This is a genomic window from Streptococcus sp. HSISS3, from assembly GCF_000448605.1.
Taxonomy (GTDB): domain Bacteria; phylum Bacillota; class Bacilli; order Lactobacillales; family Streptococcaceae; genus Streptococcus; species Streptococcus raffinosi.
Map to the genome: position 1 here is coordinate 682780 of NZ_CM002130.1, position 17260 is coordinate 700039.

Annotated in this window: 13 protein-coding genes; 7 read left to right on the forward strand and 6 right to left on the reverse strand. The window is 38.3% G+C overall.

What is annotated here, in order from left to right; translation table 11 throughout:
- Together HSISS3_RS12290 and HSISS3_RS03340 are read right to left on the reverse strand one after the other, a co-directional pair.
- Positions 1–158 (reverse strand): hypothetical protein (locus tag HSISS3_RS12290; protein ID WP_240472105.1); only part of this gene is annotated, 158 nt, incomplete at its 3' end.
- The gene (locus HSISS3_RS03340) at positions 92–1930 is read right to left on the reverse strand and encodes a KxYKxGKxW signal peptide domain-containing protein (protein ID WP_021151685.1); all 1839 of its coding nucleotides are present in this window, start codon (positions 1928–1930) and stop codon (positions 92–94) included. The genes HSISS3_RS03340 and HSISS3_RS12290, both read right to left, overlap by 67 nt.
- Positions 1931–2303: 373 nt before the next feature.
- Here HSISS3_RS03340 and HSISS3_RS03345 point away from each other — a divergent pair, with 373 nt between their 5' ends.
- Positions 2304–3644: an amino acid permease gene (locus HSISS3_RS03345; protein WP_051176079.1), complete on the forward strand. Its 1341-nt coding sequence runs from the start codon at positions 2304–2306 to the stop codon at positions 3642–3644.
- A gap of 90 nt (positions 3645–3734) precedes the next feature.
- Here HSISS3_RS03345 and HSISS3_RS03350 read toward each other — a convergent pair whose 3' ends face one another.
- Positions 3735–5087 (reverse strand): MFS transporter, encoded by a 1353-nt coding sequence (locus tag HSISS3_RS03350; protein WP_021151687.1) that lies wholly within the window; start codon positions 5085–5087, stop codon positions 3735–3737.
- 157 nt (positions 5088–5244) lie between these two features.
- Here HSISS3_RS03350 and HSISS3_RS03355 point away from each other — a divergent pair, with 157 nt between their 5' ends.
- The 3 genes from HSISS3_RS03355 to HSISS3_RS03365 all read left to right on the forward strand — a co-directional run bounded on the left by HSISS3_RS03355 (position 5245) and on the right by HSISS3_RS03365 (position 10357).
- On the forward strand, positions 5245–6342 hold the full coding sequence (locus HSISS3_RS03355; protein WP_042771799.1) for an ArsR/SmtB family transcription factor: 1098 nt from the start codon (positions 5245–5247) through the stop codon (positions 6340–6342).
- Between the two features lie 362 nt (positions 6343–6704).
- Positions 6705–6962 carry a hypothetical protein gene (locus HSISS3_RS03360; protein WP_042772055.1) on the forward strand — a complete coding sequence of 86 codons (258 nt, stop codon included), beginning with the start codon at positions 6705–6707 and terminating at the stop codon, positions 6960–6962.
- A 629-nt stretch (positions 6963–7591) separates the two neighbouring features.
- Complete coding sequence (locus tag HSISS3_RS03365) at positions 7592–10357, forward strand: carbohydrate-binding domain-containing protein (RefSeq protein ID WP_021151690.1); 2766 nt, start codon at positions 7592–7594, stop codon at positions 10355–10357.
- 71 nt (positions 10358–10428) lie between these two features.
- Here HSISS3_RS03365 and HSISS3_RS03370 read toward each other — a convergent pair whose 3' ends face one another.
- The 3 genes from HSISS3_RS03370 to HSISS3_RS03380 all read right to left on the reverse strand — a co-directional run bounded on the left by HSISS3_RS03370 (position 10429) and on the right by HSISS3_RS03380 (position 11774).
- Positions 10429–10626, reverse strand: coding sequence for a CsbD family protein (locus HSISS3_RS03370; protein ID WP_008534959.1), 198 nt, complete (start codon positions 10624–10626; stop codon positions 10429–10431).
- 66 nt (positions 10627–10692) lie between these two features.
- Positions 10693–11325, reverse strand: a complete 633-nt coding sequence (locus HSISS3_RS03375; RefSeq protein WP_021151691.1) for a DUF421 domain-containing protein — start codon at positions 11323–11325, stop codon at positions 10693–10695.
- Positions 11322–11774 (reverse strand): DUF3290 family protein, encoded by a 453-nt coding sequence (locus HSISS3_RS03380; RefSeq protein WP_002885310.1) that lies wholly within the window; start codon positions 11772–11774, stop codon positions 11322–11324. Before HSISS3_RS03380 ends, HSISS3_RS03375 begins: the two co-directional genes overlap by 4 nt.
- Positions 11775–12148: 374 nt before the next feature.
- On the opposite strand from HSISS3_RS03380, the gene manA reads away from it, so the two are divergent.
- The 3 genes from manA to HSISS3_RS03395 all read left to right on the forward strand — a co-directional run bounded on the left by manA (position 12149) and on the right by HSISS3_RS03395 (position 17252).
- On the forward strand, positions 12149–13090 hold the full coding sequence (gene manA, locus HSISS3_RS03385; protein WP_021151692.1) for a mannose-6-phosphate isomerase, class I: 942 nt from the start codon (positions 12149–12151) through the stop codon (positions 13088–13090).
- Positions 13091–13290: 200 nt separating this feature from the next.
- On the forward strand, positions 13291–14619 hold the full coding sequence (brnQ, locus tag HSISS3_RS03390) for a branched-chain amino acid transport system II carrier protein (protein ID WP_021151693.1): 1329 nt from the start codon (positions 13291–13293) through the stop codon (positions 14617–14619).
- Positions 14620–15074: 455 nt separating this feature from the next.
- On the forward strand, positions 15075–17252 hold the full coding sequence (locus tag HSISS3_RS03395) for a dynamin family protein (RefSeq protein ID WP_021151694.1): 2178 nt from the start codon (positions 15075–15077) through the stop codon (positions 17250–17252).
- Positions 17253–17260 lie beyond the last annotated feature (8 nt).

Sequence of the window (17260 nt, forward strand, 5' to 3'; positions counted from 1 at the left end):
AAGTTGCCATAAGGTCCAGTTGATGTATCGTGATAAAAGGCATTGCGAAGGATAGCACCAGTATCTTTGTTGGCGACGTAGTAGTTATCACCTAGGTTGAAAATACCTCCTCGAACTTGTTGGCCTTTCTCGTTAAAGAAGTAGAGGTCCTTGTTAATAGTTTGGAAACCAGTGACTTTTTACCATTAGCATCGTAGTAGTACCATTCTTGATCGGTACCTTTAACAAATTGGTTTCGATTTGTGGTTTGGTCAGCTTTAGTCGTCGCCACACCATTATTGTCAAAGTTATAGACCGTACCGTTTAAGGTAAGTGAACGATTAACCCACTTTTCACCTGTATTTGGGTCGAAGTAGTAGGTTTTGCCGTCAACAGTAACCAGTTGTCCCTTGGCTTGGACACCATATTCGTAGAAATATAGGTTCTGTCCGTTAATGGTTTGGAAACCAGACACGGCTTTACCATCAGCTCCGAAATAGTACCAAGCATCGTCTCTATTAACGAATTGGTTAGTTACTGGATTTCCATTGTCTTTATCGAAATAGTAGATATCGTTATTGTAGTAAAGGAAGTCACCTTTGACTTGTTGGCCACTATCATTGAAGTAATGAAGGTTACCGTCCACTGTTTGAAAACCGTGAAGCGCTTTACCATCTTTGCCAAAGTAATACCAATTCCCCTGATCGTCAGAAACATAGCGATTGGTTACCATGATACCAGTCTTGGGATCAAAGTAATACTGTTGGCCGTTCAGGTTTTGCACGCTTGTCTTATAGTCGGATTGGCTACGGTCTAGGAATTCGGTATCGAAACCAAATGGGGCTGAGAAACCTTTAGTTGCCTTGAAGTCACTCATGTAATACCAATGACCAGCTTTATCTGAAACAAAGACAAAATTAGGTTGATTGCCAGTAGCATCAAAGTAGTAAAGATCGCCATTCTCGGTGACGAAGTCATCTTTGACCATCTTGCCATCTTTGTCGAAGTAGTAAAAACCAAAGTATTTATGGTTGACGTTGTCAAGAGCCTGGTGACCTGTTGCACGACGACCATTGTCTTTATCGAAATAGTAGCTATCACCATTAATAGTAACGATTTCGTTTTTAGCTTGTCGACCGTCTTCGTGGAAGTAGAGGTTAAAGCCATCAATGGTCTGAGCACCAGTGACGGGCTTGCCATCTTTACCAAGGTAATACCAGTTGTGGTTGTTGTCTTCGATAAACTGGTTGCGTTTGTTAGTTTCAGGCAGAACCACTGTCAGGCGTCCTTGGGCATCAGCAGTATAGGCTTGACCGTTGATATTGATAGAGGTGTTGGTTACCTTACGTCCATTGGCCTTGTCATAGTAGAAAGATTGTCCATTTTCAGTGATGATCTCGCCCTTAGCTTGCTTTCCATCCTCGTGGAAATAAAGGTCGAAATGGTCAACGTTTTGAGCACCTGTCAGATTTTTCCCGTCTTTAAGGTAGTACCAGTTGCCTTCAGCATCACTCTTGAATTGACCGCCAGAAACGATAGTAGTTTCAACAGATTCTGGTGCTTGACTGTTTACGTCAGTAGCTGTGCTAGCGACTTCTGAAGTTGAAGGAGCAGTTCTCGTTTCGCCACTGGACAAATTGTAAGAACTACTTGCTTGGTCTTCTTTAAGGACTGGCTGTTTGTCAGCCGTGACAGTGGGATTTGTATTGCTTGGTTTAGCAGTTGCTGCGTCTTCAGATTTAGTCGTAGTTGTAGCTGTCTCTGTGATGACAAGATCGGGATCTTGGCTGACGCTTTCAGGTGTGCTTGATGAGGTGGCTTGATTCGTAGCTTGTTCGTCGGCAGAGACGCCAACTCCAATCAATGAGGCACCAAGTGCCAAACCAGACACGGCAATGGTAACCCATTGTTTCTTCACTTTATGAAGTTTAAAATGAACTTTATTTTCCATAAAAGTTCCCCTTTTCCATTTTTATGACCTCATTCTAACATCTTTCATTAGAAGAATCAAACGCAATTGGCATCCTTTTTATAGCCTTTTCTAAATATTTTAAATATTTAGAAATCTGCTAAAACAGTAGAAGAAATGGGCGACTAGATCAAGATTTTGAGCAGGTGGTTTTTGATAGGTATAGGCAATACATTAGAAAATCATTTTTACGAAATCCTAATCTTGAACATGCTTTTTAATAATAGGAGTATAAAAATACAGAAATAGGTCTTTTTTGGCCTGGAATATGGTATAATAGTGCGGTATTTCTCAAAAATTGGAGTATAAAAATGAGTATTTTCGTAAAAAGGATGTCGGTCTCGCTCAAACCGAGATGAAACGTCATCTGACCCTCAGGGATGTCGTCCTCTTGGGAATTGGTGCCATGGTGGGAACAGGAATCTTTACGATTACTGGTACCGCAGCATCAACCTTGGCAGGTCCTGCCCTGATTATTTCGGTTTTGATTTCAGCCGTTTGTGTGGGTATGTCAGCTATTTTCTTTGCTGAGTTTGCCTCACGTTACCCATCGGCTGGTGGTGTTTACGGTTATCTCTACGCCTCTTGGGGTGAGTACCCTGCTTGGATGGGGGGGTGGCTTACAATGATCGTTTTCATGAATGCCGTGTCTAGTGTTGCCTCTGGTTGGGGAGCCTACCTCAAGGGACTCCTGGCAAGCTTTGGTCTACAGCTTCCTCAAGCTATCAGTGGCCCTTTTAATCCGAGTCAAGGGACTTATATTGACCTCTTGCCAGTCTTGGTTTTGGTGCTAGTGACGGCTCTCCTCCTATTGGATTCCAAACAAGCCCTTCGTTTGAACTCGCTCTTAGTGGTGCTTAAGTTTTCTGCTTTGGCGGTCTTTATCCTAGTTGGTCTCTTCCATCTGAATCCAAGCAACTGGGCTAACTTCGCACCATTTGGCTTTGGCCAAATCTATGGTGGTAAGACGGGGATTATGGCGGGGGCTTCTCTCATGTTCTTTGGTTTTCTTGGTTTTGAATCTATCTCTATGACAGTAGATGAGATTAAGGAACCCCAAAAGAATGTTCCTCGAGGCATTGTTCTCGCCTTGATTATCGTCGCTGCACTTTATGCAGTGGTTTCGCTAGTCTTGACGGGAGCGGTTCACTATACTAAGCTAAATGTTGACGATGCTGTAGCTTATGCCCTTCGTTATATTGGTGTGCCTTGGGCTGCCAATTATGTATCGGTGGTTGCCATTATGACCTTGATTACCGTATGTATTTCCATGGCCTATGCCCTTAGCCGTATGGTTTATAGCTTGGCGCGTGATGGTTTCCTTCCACAAACCTTCCAAAAGGTTTCAAAGACCCATAAGGTTCCACATCATGCGACACTTTTGACTGGTATTCTTTCAGCCATCTCAGCAGGACTCTTCTCTTTGGCTAATATGGCATCTTTGGTTAACATTGCGACCTTGGCTTACCTGGTTCTCTTGGCTATTGCCCTCATCATTCTTCGTAAGGACAAGGGCTTGCCGCAGAAGGATGAGTTTAAGGTCCCATTTGTTCCGGTCTTGCCAATTATCTCAATTATCGTCTGTCTCTCCTTTATGAGTCAGTATAGTTGGCAGACCTGGTTAGCCTTTGGCATAGCAGTGCTAATCGGTTCAGCTATTTATGCCTTTTACGGTTACAAACATTCTAAGTATTAAGAGGAAAACGCTGGATCTGTTGATCTAGCGTTTTTTGGTATAATGAAGAGAGCTAAAAGATTTCAGTAGTCACTGAAATCTTTTTTATAGTTAATTATTGTGTTTTGAAAAAATCATGTCCTTTAAACTCATAATAACTAACACTAATGTAATTCCCCATCCAATCCGAGTAGCTAATAATAGATTGTTTGGCCAAAGATTTAGACAGGTTGAACCAACTGCTGAACCAGCCGAAATGGCAATATTTTGTACCATTCGTTGTAAAGCTCCCGTGCTTCCTTGCATTTCCATGGGACTGGCTTGCATAATACTGGCGATATTTGCAGGCTGAAAATAGCCACCACCAACACCATAAATAAAAAGTCCAAAAGTTAGAAACAGATAAGACCATTTGGGGTTAAGAAATACTAAGAAAATTAAAGACAGGCAAATAATACCCAAACCTAAGTGGCTAAAAGTTATGTTTTTACTCCCGTCGTTCAATTTTCCTGATACTCGTGAAAAGATAACTAATCCAGCTGGAGCTCCCAAAACAAGAAATCCAGTAACTCCTACTCCTAAATGATATAACTGTTCAAAAATAAATGGAGGTAGTAAAAATATCATGGCAGAGGCAAAACCAAAAGCAATCGTCTGTAAAAGGTGAGAAATTACTTTAGGATTCTCCTTAAGTCCCTTAACATTGACAAGTGGATTTTTTTGGTTAAATTCAATTCGATAAAATAAAATACCAATCAATAAACTAATTGTTATTAGAATAAGACTGATTATTTGTAAATGACTCTTACTTAATAATGATAGTCCTAACAATAGGCAAATTAATATTATTGCATTAACAATTGTTCCAGATGTGTCTAATTTTTGATTGTTAGTCTGCTCAGAAACTTTGTTAAGAAGATAGTGATTGCAAATAATACCAATAATTACGAAAGGGACATTTATCCAAAAAATAAATCGCCAAACATTTAAAGATAGCAATATGCCACCTAAAGAGGGACCTAATACAGGACCTAAACCTATCATAACTCCTAAAATACTAATAGAGCTATTTTTTTGTTCTTCTGATACTAATGTTGTAATCAAAGCTGCAGAAGTAGCTTGTAAGGCAGCTGCCCCAATTCCTTGAATTACTCGTCCAGCGATAAGCCAACCAATACTATTAGCAAACCCACAAAAAAGCGAGCTGAGTCCAAAAAGAACGAATCCTAAGTAAGAAATTTTTAGTTTGCCGAATTTGTCACTAAAAATGCCTAAAGGAAGTATGAATATTGCCAATGCCAGTGCATATCCAGTTATTGTAAAAGCTGCAGTATTAGCTGTTGTATGGAATTGATCTTTTAGGAAAGATAGTGCAACATTGATAATACCAGTATCTAAAGTTGATAATAACATTCCCATACCTGCGATAACTGTTATTAGTAAATCCTGCAACCGTCTACTCATAAAATTTCCTCCTTGGGTTTAGCTGTGTAAATAAAATGTTTGGTATCGTGTATCATAAATATAACCTCTTTTCTAAAAATTATAAATATGATACAATGAAATAAAATTTTAATCAATCGATTCTGAAAATATCGAATCGTTTAGAAGGAACATGCACATGACTATTACAGTTCAATTTAGTAACTATGCTCTGAAAACGGATGAAACATTAACACAAAGGATACAATTTGTGTACTCACCCTTAAATGAACTTTTTAGAAGCTTACATATCTTATTGAACCCGCGTCATCATGGTACAAATATTGATTGGGTCATTGAGATACAAGATAGATTGACAGATGATTTCTATGAGAAGCTTCACTATTTTCAACTTTTTTATGAACTTGGTGTTTCTCCTATTTTACTTTGTAATTTTCGCTATCATGCGACAACGATTGAAGAAGAGATACAAAATTTAAAGAAATTTCTTGATGAATTCCCAACTATTCAATTAATTGAACATTTAGAGAAAGTGTCCAGTGACAGAGAAAACTCCTTCATTCCAACATTAGCAAAAGGATTAGAATGGAAGGATTTTTCTTTGAATGAGGATAATCAGTTACTTATAGACTTGAGGAAGAATGCCTCTGGTGTTTATCAACATCTTTTCTCTTTTATTGATTGGTACCGCCAAGAAATATTTGATGAAACTTGGAAAAGTAAAGGTATTCAACGAAAGCTCTTAACAGAAATCCAACATCAAGCTTCTTTTTTAAGGGAAAATGGTTTTGAAGAAATGTTTAATCATTTGCAAATTGACCGCATTCATTGGAGAAAGAACAGGCTGGCCATCATTAAACCTTTTGACCAAGAAATCCAACTGCAAGATAGTGATTCTATTATGTTATTACCAAGTTATTTTATTTGGCCTCATCTGTTTGTTGAATCTTTCAACCAAGGAATTGCTATTACCTATGATATTACAGAACAGCCAAGTTACTATAACTCCACACCGGAAAATTTGATTACTATTTTTAAAGCTTTGAGTGACCCTGTCCGTTTACAAATTATGAATTATGTTATTGATAAACCAAGTACGACACAATCTTTGGCTCAAATTTTATTAATGAGTAATTCAAGTATATCCAGACATTTACAAATTTTAAAGGATGCTAACTTATTAACGACAACTAAAGCTAAAAAATTCGTTCTTTATGAGCCAACACAGCTCATTACACAACTTATGCCGAATTTCTACCATTTCTTTAAAAATTGAGGCTTTAATCATTAAAAAGGTGGTAAACTACTATGTCAACGTCACAAATTATCTCGGTTTTATCATCTAACCGTTTTCTCACCCAAAATGAGATTGAAAGAACTTTAGGGTATTCTTTATCGAAAAGTGAAATTGCTTTTTTAAAGGCTAGTCCTAAAATAGTTTTATTTAACTTTTACGGCCGAATTTACTATAAATTAAATAATGATAATACTCTCACCACGGAGCAAGGAAGACAAGCTATTGCAAAACTGTCTAGACGTCCTCAAGCAATTAAGCTTGGTGAAGCACGGACATGTTTTCACCATTTAGCAGGGAAAGCAGGAGTTTCAATATTTGAGTGGTTTATTCAAAATAAATTAATGGAACAGGAATCCCCTATCAGCTACTCTTTAACTCAAGCAGGAAGTAATGCAATACAGCAATGGTTGGGTTATCAGTCTAATCCTAATATCAAATTATGTTTAGATTTTTCTGAAAGAAAGTTTCATATTGGTGGAGTATTAGGAGAAAAGATATTAGAAAAACTAATCCATGAGGAAAAATGTCAATTAACTCAAGATAGGCAGGTTATTCTAAAAACTGACTTAAATGACTTAATGAAGGATTTTTATAAGTAAATTACTATCAAATTTTTGCTTGAAACTATTGGTTGTATGTTGTACCAATAACTTATTATTGATTTAATTAATAAAAGACGCTCTAGTTAATCATAAAACTAGAGCGTCTTTTATTTGGTTATCCGATTCAATTTTTCAAACCTAAAAAGGTAGAGAAAAAAGTAGAGATTTCATTAATTTGTGCTGCAATCTGTTGGAATTCAAAATTTTAAAAATCGCATAAAATCAAGATTCCTAGCATGTACTGAAATGTTATGAAACCTTATTTTACTTCTGATGACCTAGCGTTTTTGGTAAAATGAAGAGAGAGGAAGTATAGGAGTACAAATATGAAAGCTGACCAAATGAGGGAATCCTACAAGGAAGGCCTTGGATACTAAAGCTTATCCTATTGGCAAGAGCTCCATGAAGACCTCTTTAGCAAATGCCTGCATGAGACAGGAATGACCTTCAGTGATGAAAGGTTAATTGTTTCGGTAGAAGTTAGAGTGGTTTATCCTATAGTATGAAAGTTCCCAATATCTTGGGGACTTTTTTACTTTAAGGAAAGGTTAACTTTTCTTTAAGTCCTATCTTAGGTTTCTTGTGTTTAATAGAGTCATCACAAAAGTAAGTAAGAGGAACAAAAAATGACATACACACAAACTAAACAAACACAAGAACGTTATGCCATTAAGAAATCATCAAAATGGAAAACAGCAGGTTCAGTCCTGGTAGCGAGCTTAATCTTTGGTAGCTCAGTTGTCTTAAATGACAGTAAGGTTTCAGCAGACGAGACAAACACTGAATCAACACTCTCAACGGTTTCAACAGGTGAAACTACTGCTGATTTAATTGAAGAAAGTACTCAGACCGACAATACATCAGACACTACTGAAACAAGCACAGAATCGGTTACAAGTACTTCAACTGCGGCTTCAACTTCAGACACTGATTCGTCAACAATAAGTACAACAAGTACGACAGAGGGCACGACTGTTACATCAACAAGCAGTGAAACATCTGAACAGTCAAGCACTTCAGCAACTCCAGAAGCAAGTTCTTCTGAAACTGCTGAAAGCACAACTAGTGAAACCTCAGCATCTGAAACGAACAATGCAGACGAAAACACTAGCTCTAATACAAGCTCAAGCACCACTGATGCCACTGCATCTGAAACAGCTTCAGTGTTAACCAACAGCGCCTCAGATTCAGCTACTGAAACGACGACAACTGAGTCTGAAGATAGTGACTCAGAAAGCTCTACGACAACGATTACTTTCAATGGAACAACCGTGGTAACAAGTGATAGCGGTACTGTCACAATTGATGGAACGACAATTACCATCAATCAAGCAGGGTCATACACTTTGACCGGAAATGGTTCAAGCTATACCATTATTGTGGCGGGTAGCGTGACAGATCCAGTTACAATCTACTTGGATGGTGTGACCTTAACAGATTCGTCTATCACTTCCAATTCTTCAGCAGAATTGACTGTTAATGTCCTTTCAGACAGTTCTATTTCTTCGACGTCTGCTAATGCAATCGAAGCAGCGGGAGCCCTGACAATCACGAGTGGTACTGGAAGCACCCTTACCCTTTCAAGTACTGAAAAGCACGCCATCAAGGCTGATAGTGTGACTGTTGATTCAGTAACGCTTGATTTGACGTCAGAGGCTAAAGACGGTATCAATGCGACGACAGCTGTTACCATTAAAAATGCCACAGTCAACATCACGGCAACTGATGACGGTATTCAGGTTGAAGACGAAACAGATGTTAATAGTGGTGATTTGACAATTACCGATTCAACAGTAACCATTAATGCGACTGACAAAGGTATTACGGTTACGGATGAATTGACTGTCGAAGGCAATTCTAAAGTAACAGTTGTAGCAGGTGACGAAGGCCTTGAAGGGCGTTATATCAATTTGACAGGTGGAACCGTTGATATCACTGCTGTTGATGACGGTATTAATGCCACTGAGTGGACGACCAAGGACAGCGCTGATACTTCAAGCCTAACCAATTCGACGTCTGACTTGGAAAATGAAGTGGGCATCAATATTGACGGTGCAACGGTAACTATCTTGGCAGATGGTGATGGTATCGACAGTAACGGCAATGTGACAGTGAAAAGTGGTTCTCTCTACGTCGCTCAGACGAGTGCAGATAATGCCGCTATCGACTACGATGGAACAGGTATTATTTCTGGCGGTACCGTTTGGGCTATTGGTAACCAAGGAATGGCTCAGGCCTTTACAACGGGTTCAAGCCAGTCTTATATCATGGTCAACATCTCTGGTAGTGCTGGAGATACCATCACAGTTACAGATAGTTCTGGAAATGTTGTAGCGACCACAACAGCAACAACTTCATTTGGAAATGTGGTCTTTAGTACCGAGAGTCTAACTTCGGGTGAAACCTATACCATTACGACATCAAGTGGTGCTAGTGTGACTGCAACAGCTACTGAAGAAGGCACAAACAACGGTCCTGGTGCTGGTGGCATGGGCGGCTTCCCAGGTGGTGGTTTTGGCAATAGCTCAATGTCTGATAACTTCGGAGGCTACGGTGGACCGACTAGTTATGGTGGAAGCTCTACCAATACCGGAAGCGTTAACACACCATGGGGGCAATCAGGTACGACAAGTTCTGAGAATACAACTAGTACAAGTAGTACAAGTTCTGAAAATACGACAAGCACAAGTAGTACGACTTCAACAAGTCAGATGTCTAATTCAGGACGTCCAACTCCACCAAACTTTGCTAGTCAAACAAGTAACTCAACGTCTCCAAATGTGAGTACCACAAGGTCTACGACTGCTAGTGCCACAATGTCTCCAACTGCGAATGCCTCAGCCTCAACGACTGCTAGTACTTCAGTAGCAACTAATGCGAACCAATCAAATGCAACTACTTCAGCAACGACAGCCAGAAGCACAAGCCCATCAGGTCAAGGCTCATCAAGGACTAATGCTTCGGACCCTGAAGTAACATCATTGGTATCAGAAGTAGCAGTTGCCAATCAGTCAGCAGAAGCACAGACTGAGAAGGCAAATACCAATACGCCAAGCAGTGCCCAACATCCAGACGAAGAGACAGCTGAGAAGTTGAATAAGATTTTCACTCAAAATCAAAGTTCCCAAGCGGAATCAAAAGGTCAGCTAAGAGAAGTTTCCAACCAAAAGGAAGCTACAAAAACAAATGTTCAGACTGATTTTGCTCAAAAACAAAATAGTCAGACAAGCTCTAAGGCTAATCAGTCTGCTAAAAGTGCTCAAAGCAAGCAAGCAAACAAATCAACCCTACCAGATACTGGTGATGTGAGTAGCTTGGGACTAGGCGCATTAGGAGCAGTGATGATGACAACCTCATTTGCCTTAAAAGGAAGCAAGCATTCTCGTAAGTAATTCTAGTTAAGAACATAAAGAAAAACAGAAGCCCTCTTCAAAAAAGGAAAAGAGCTTCTGTTTATTTATTATTATTTTTTAGAAAAAGCATTTTTAAGGCCTTCAACAGCACCTTCAACGCCTTCTTTAACATCTTCGATACCGTCTTTTGCTTTTGCTACAACTTTTTCGACAGCACCTTCGACTTCAGTCTTTTTGTCGCCAGTCAGTTTACCAGCACCCTCTTTAAGAGCACCTTTAGCTTGATTCAATTTATCTTCGATTCCCATAGTAGAACCTCCTTTTTATGATGAGACCATTGTAGACAATATTAAACGGTAATGCAAGTGATTTGTTTAATAAGTAACGACATTAATGTTTCCTTTATCGTATTCAGCAATGAAGATATCTGAAATGTTATCATATCCCATTTTTTGAAGCTCTTCATTTAACCAATCCTCCGTTTTACCAATAGTATCAAGAATTTCTGTTTGAATGACCCCATCAGTAATGATTGGGTATTTCGGATTTTCATCACCCGCACGAACCACAATCAATTGGCCGTTCTGTTCAATAACTGCACGTTTAACCTCTTTAAGTTGAAAAATTCCTTGGGAACGTAATTTTAAAGCGACATCAGAGGCTGAAAGTCCTTTAGAGCGACAAGCTTCAGGATCTAGTTGACCATGTTTGATGATGACAGTTGGTTTACCGTCAATCAAATGTTTGATAAAGAGAATATTGGTAATTAGCCATTTTAGAAGTAAAATCAAAATCGTCCAAATAATCAAAATCACGATATATTGGAGGATTGAAACGGTACTACTATAAATTGTACCACCGAGGATTGCACCAAGAACAAAGTTCTGTACTTGGTCAGTAGCTGAGCTAGGTGCTAGGTTTCCTTTACCTGTTAAATTGATAACAAAGACGAGTGAAATAAGCCCCAAAGCTAGTTTAATTGCAACAGTAAGATAAAAAGATGTCATTTTTTAACCTCCACGAGTTCAACATCAGACTTGTAAAGTTTTATTTGTTCTAGCAAGTAGCTGTCAGGTTCTGAACCTGAGATGGCACGATAGTACTTGTTTCCAACTTTGAGGATAGCGCCATCTGTAGTAGTAGAAGTATTGACATAAACCTTGCTCTTATCAACGTCAAGATTTTTAGACACAACCTCGATAAAGTGAAGAGATGCTCTAAATTGGTCGTTGTTAGATTGATTGCTTTGGAAATTACTGATAGCAATTAGAACCACGGCAACTAAGGTTAAAATAGAAATAATAGAGAGTTCACGAAACTTAGTATCATGGCGTTCTTTGAAGGCTTTAAAAGCAAATACACCGGTCACTAAAATAAGTCCTGCAGTAATGGCAACCATAACCCAGTTTTGTTGGCTAATCTGACTTAGCACATAGTCATAGGAATAGAATTTCATTGAGAGATTTCCTTTCATAATATCAATAACATTATAGGTTAAAAAGTCTTTAAATTCAATCAATCTATCCGAAAAATGAAGGAATGAGTAGGATTCTTAAAGGAAATTTGCTATTGAAATGACTTGCAGCCATTAAGCCAAAATCTTATGATTTCTTTAAGGACTCTGTTGATATTTTCACAAATTATGCTTATAATTGAGGTAATTACTCGTCAAAGTCTGTTTGTGATTTGCTGACGATGGAGCTTACTGGCTATAGGTGATTTTTGGAACATCCGCTTTAAAGTGGAACTGATTCATTTATCATGATGTGAGTAATCATCTATGTTAAGACATAGATTTTGAGTCTATTCATTCTTATATAAGGAGTTTTTATGTCTGAACCATTATTTTTACAATCTGTTATGCAGGAGAAGATTTGGGGTGGCACGCATTTGCGTGATGTCTTTGGCTACGACATTCCAAGCGACCATGTAGGAGAGTACTGGGCTATTTCCGCACACCCAAATGGTGTTTCTACTATTAAAAATGGTCGCTATGCCGGTCAAACTTTAGATGTTCTTTATGCAGAGCATCGTGAATTGTTTGGAAATCGTCAGGAACCTGTTTTTCCACTTTTAACTAAGATTTTGGATGCCAATGATTGGCTCAGTGTGCAGGTTCATCCAGATGATGCTTACGGACTTGAACATGAAGGTGAACTTGGTAAAACAGAATGTTGGTATATCATTGCTGCTGAGCCAGGCGCTGAAATTATTTATGGCCACAATGCCAAATCAAAAGAAGAACTGCGTCAGCAAATTGAAAGTAAGGATTGGGAAAATCTCTTGACCAAAGTCCCAGTTAAAGCAGGCGATTTCTTCTATGTGCCAAGTGGGACCATGCATGCTATTGGCGCAGGAATCATGGTTCTTGAAACCCAACAATCTAGTGATACGACCTACCGTGTGTATGATTTTGACCGTAAGGATGACCAAGGCAATTTGCGTGAGCTCCATCTGGAAAAGTCGATCGATGTGCTTACTATTGGAGAACCTGCCAATAGTCGTCCAGTCACAACAAAAGTAGATGACCTCAAATCAACGCTTTTAGTTGCTAGTGATTTCTTTGCCGTATATAAATGGGAAATCTCAGGTAAGGCTGATTTTGAAAAGACCGCTGATTATAGTTTGTTCAGTGTGCTTGATGGCCAAGGAAGCCTTCATGTAGATGGACAGGATTACGACATTGCCAAAGGTAGCCACTTCATTCTACCAAGCGATGTGACTTCGTGGACACTTAGTGGTGATTTGGAAATTATTGTCAGCCACCCTTAATAAGAATTAAGACAATCCTTGGGATTTGTCTTTTTTTGCGCTTTTTCTGAATATTATTAATCTTGAAAACCTTTCCGAATGAAGCTGTAAGCCTTGTAATTTCATTAGTCGCATGAGATACTGAATAATATTATAAAAAAAATCAACAACTGAGATAGCTATTATCATCTATCTTATTTGTTTTAGATATGGAGTTCCCTATGTTAAAAAAAGGAGGCCTTACAGCCCTATTGCTGTTTGGTATGTTTTTTGGAGCGGGAAATCTAACCTTTCCCCCTCAGCTAGGCTTTGAATCTGGAGGTCATTTTTTGCCAGCCATTGCAGGCTTTGTCCTATCTGGTGTTGGCATTGCTATACTAACGCTGGTTATTGGGACCCTAAATCCCAAGGGCTACATCCATGAGATTTCACAAAAAATCTCGCCTAAGTTTGCCTTAGTCTATTTGGCAGTCCTTTATCTGTCCATTGGTCCTTTCTTTGCCATTCCTAGAACAGCGGCAGCAGCCTTTTCAATTGGCTTCTCACCTTTGATTGGAAGTGGGCATACAAATCTATGGCTCTTGGCTTTCACTGTGATTTACTTCGCTCTAGCGCTTTGGATTGCAATGAACCCTTCCAAAATCTTAGATAGTATTGGACGCATCCTAACGCCTATTTTTGCCATCATGATTGTCATTGTTATCGTGGCTGGAGCGCTTAAATACGGTGGACACAGTCCTCAGCTGGCTAGCCAAGCCTATCAGGCTTCTGCTTTTGGTAAGGGATTCTTGGAAGGGTACAACACCTTGGATGCCTTGGCTTCTGTGGCCTTCAGTGTAGTGGCAGTGGTCACACTTAATCAATTGGGCTTTAAATCGAAAAAAGAGTATATTTCAACGATTTGGGTTGTTGGTTTCATAGTAACGCTTCTCTTTGGTGCTTTGTATCTGGGACTAGCCTTTTTGGGAAATCATTTCCCACTCCAAGTAGCAGGACTACCAAAAGATGCTAATATTGGTGCCAGCGTCTTGTCACAAGCCACACAAGCCATCTTTGGATCAGTAGCTCAGATTTTCCTAGCTATCATGGTGACAGTGACTTGTTTCACAACTACTGCAGGACTTATCGTTGCGACTGGGGAATTCTTCCACAAGGCATTTCCGAAAGTATCCTACAAGGCTTACGCCATTATCTTTACCTTGATTGGGTTTGCGATTGCCAACTTGGGACTTAACAATATCATTGCTTTCTCAGTACCAGTGCTTTTGATTCTCTACCCAATTACCATCACGATTGTCATGATTGTGATTGCCAACAAGTTCGTGGCCTTGTCTAAACCTGGTATGCAAGTGACAGTTGCAGTAGTCACGCTGATTGCCTTGCTTAGTGTAATTGGAAGCCAGTTTAAACTTGCGGGACTCAATGCCCTCATTAACCTCCTGCCATTGTCAGGAGCATCCTTGCCATGGTTGATTCCAGCCATCTTGTGCATACTCTTGTCTCTCGTTTTACCTGATAAAATCAAGAGCGACAGCTTTGAAATGGAATGACAACAAAATCCTATCACACATGTGATGGGATTTTTTGTGTGGGGCAATAAATTAGATTTGAATTAGATAAATAAAAATAGTTAGATTTTATAGAAAGCGCCTACAGAAAGATTTTGCTGTGATATAATACACTTGTATTATTAAATAATCGGAGTAATTATGAATAAAATTAAAGTTGTAAGCAATCCTTACGAAAAGACAGTAACTTTCAGTCGTTACGACTTATCTAGTGATAATTGGGTGACGATAAATAGTGAAAACAACTCAAATAGCAGGTTAGTTTCAGCCCTTTTTCAACGTGGTTTTTTCCTTTTAAGGTATATGATATTTTAAAAGAAATTGAAAATGAATATTCTATTCCTGATGAAAAACTAGAATTAATTTTTGAAGGGCCTAATGATGAGAAGCAACAGTTAGAAGAGGCTTTAAAAGATGAGCGGTTTTCAAATATCATTTTGTCATCATCAACAAACTACTTAGAGAATGCGCGTGATGTTCTGCCAGAAATCAATCGTATTTTTAGAAATCTTGAGCCACTGATTATAAAGAATATTGGGGAGAGCAACAAGGAGATTGAAACACAGTTAAAACGCTTTTCAGATGCCTCAGGAGACACAGTTCCTATCTGTGTTTTAGGAACCTATAGTGCAGGGAAGTCAACTTTTATCAATGCCTTGATTGGACAGGAATTACTCCCAAGTGCTGAGACTCCTGTGACCGCTAAAATCTATAAAGTTACAGCTAGTTCTTATGAAGATCGTGCTAAGATTTCTTTTGTATATAAGGATGAAAGAGTTATTTTTACTTTCCATGATGACCAAGTATTTTGTGATGGATTGAATGTCACTGATCCATTTGGTAAGGAAGTTAATGATATCCTGCTTGATTCTTTTGATTCAATCATTTCAAAACTACATGCAGTATTAGAAGTTATCAATGATTTTGCTGATGAAGGTGTTGGAGATTTAATCGAAATTAATGTTCCGTTTTCAAAAGGTATTTTAGGAGAAGTAGGCTCAAAAATTACGATATTTGATACTCCGGGTTCTAATTCATCAACAAATAGTCAACATTCAGAAGTTCTTGTAAATGCTATGGCTGGTATGTCAAATGGCTTGCCAGTTTTTGTAACTGACAGTAGTTCCTTGGATAGCACAGATAACAGTAACTTAAAAGAAAAGCTTATTTCAGTAGATGGATTAGATGAACGGTTCACCATGATTGTGGTTAATAAGGCTGAGGCTGCAGATTTAAGTCTGACTAATTTTAAACGTGATTCATTTAGAAACAAGATTATGAATCAAGCCGTTCCAAGAGAATTATATGCTCAAGGCATTTATTACGTGTCTTCAATTTTAGGACTTGGAGCGAAGTTAAAAGGTCATCTTGAGGGAGAGTTTTACTCTGAGCAATTTGATACTTATAGAGAAAAATATTCAAATCCTGAAACGAAATACTATAAGAAATTGTATGAGTTCGATATCCTTCCAAGACAAATGTCTAGTACCGTTCGAGCAACTGCTGAAAAAAGCTCAGACCTCATCTATGCAAACAGTGGTTTATTGACTATTGAAGATACCATAAAAACTTTTGTTGACCGCTATTCACACTATGATAAGTGCCAGCAGGCAAAAGCTTTATTAGATAAGCTTTTGATAAAAACTAACGCTGTAATAACTGAGAAAAATGAAGATTTACATAGCAGAGAGGCTGAATTGGAGGCTAATCTTGATGACCAAAAACTCGTCATTGTTGAAAGTTTGAAATCTACTTCGTTGTCAATGGAAAATGACCTTTTGATTCAGTATCCAAAAGAAATGAAGATTTTCCAAGCAGATCTCATGAAACAAATTAATAAAGATGATGTTCTAAACCGTTTCAATGACATACAGACTGAGATACTTTCATTGAATGCAACGTTAAATTTGACTGAGCATCAACAAATTGATATTAGTAATCTGAAATTAGGCAATATCAGTAATGAGTTTAGTAACTATCTCAGTGTTACACGTGAGAACAAGACAAAGAAAATCAATTTAGAGAATCTAGCTTCTGCGCAAACAGTTGACTATTTTAGAAATAAATTTGTAGAAGAACTTTATTTTTCAAGGGTAGAGTTTGAACGTATTTCTAGCACTTTTTGGGCTAATCATGCTTCTGAAATAAAATCTCAATTCGAGGCTATTATTTCAGGTGATTTGGGCCTTGAACCAGAAAAACGTCAAAAGCTTTCTCAATTGATTTTATCTTATGAAGAGATAGATTTTGGTCAATTGAATCTTGAAAAATTTAGTAAAGAAGAACTCAGTTATGTCTTTAGATTGGGTGATTTTACTTTGAGATCAAGTAAAGTTAATGCGTCTGGTCTTAAGAGGACCTTTAATGATTTATTTAGATCAAAAATGACGGAATTTGCTGGAAGTATTTGTTCAGAGCATGAAAAAGCTTTTAAAATGTGGCTATTTAATCTCACAAGTATAATTGTCCAAAATATTATTGAATTTAGTCCAGAATTGAGTGCTTTAAATGCGAAAATTCAGAGAACAAGAAACGAAGTTGCAAGTTTAGAAGAGCAACAACAACAGATTGAAAATTATACTAACCAGATTAAACGTATGATTACTTGGAAATAGTTTTTTGT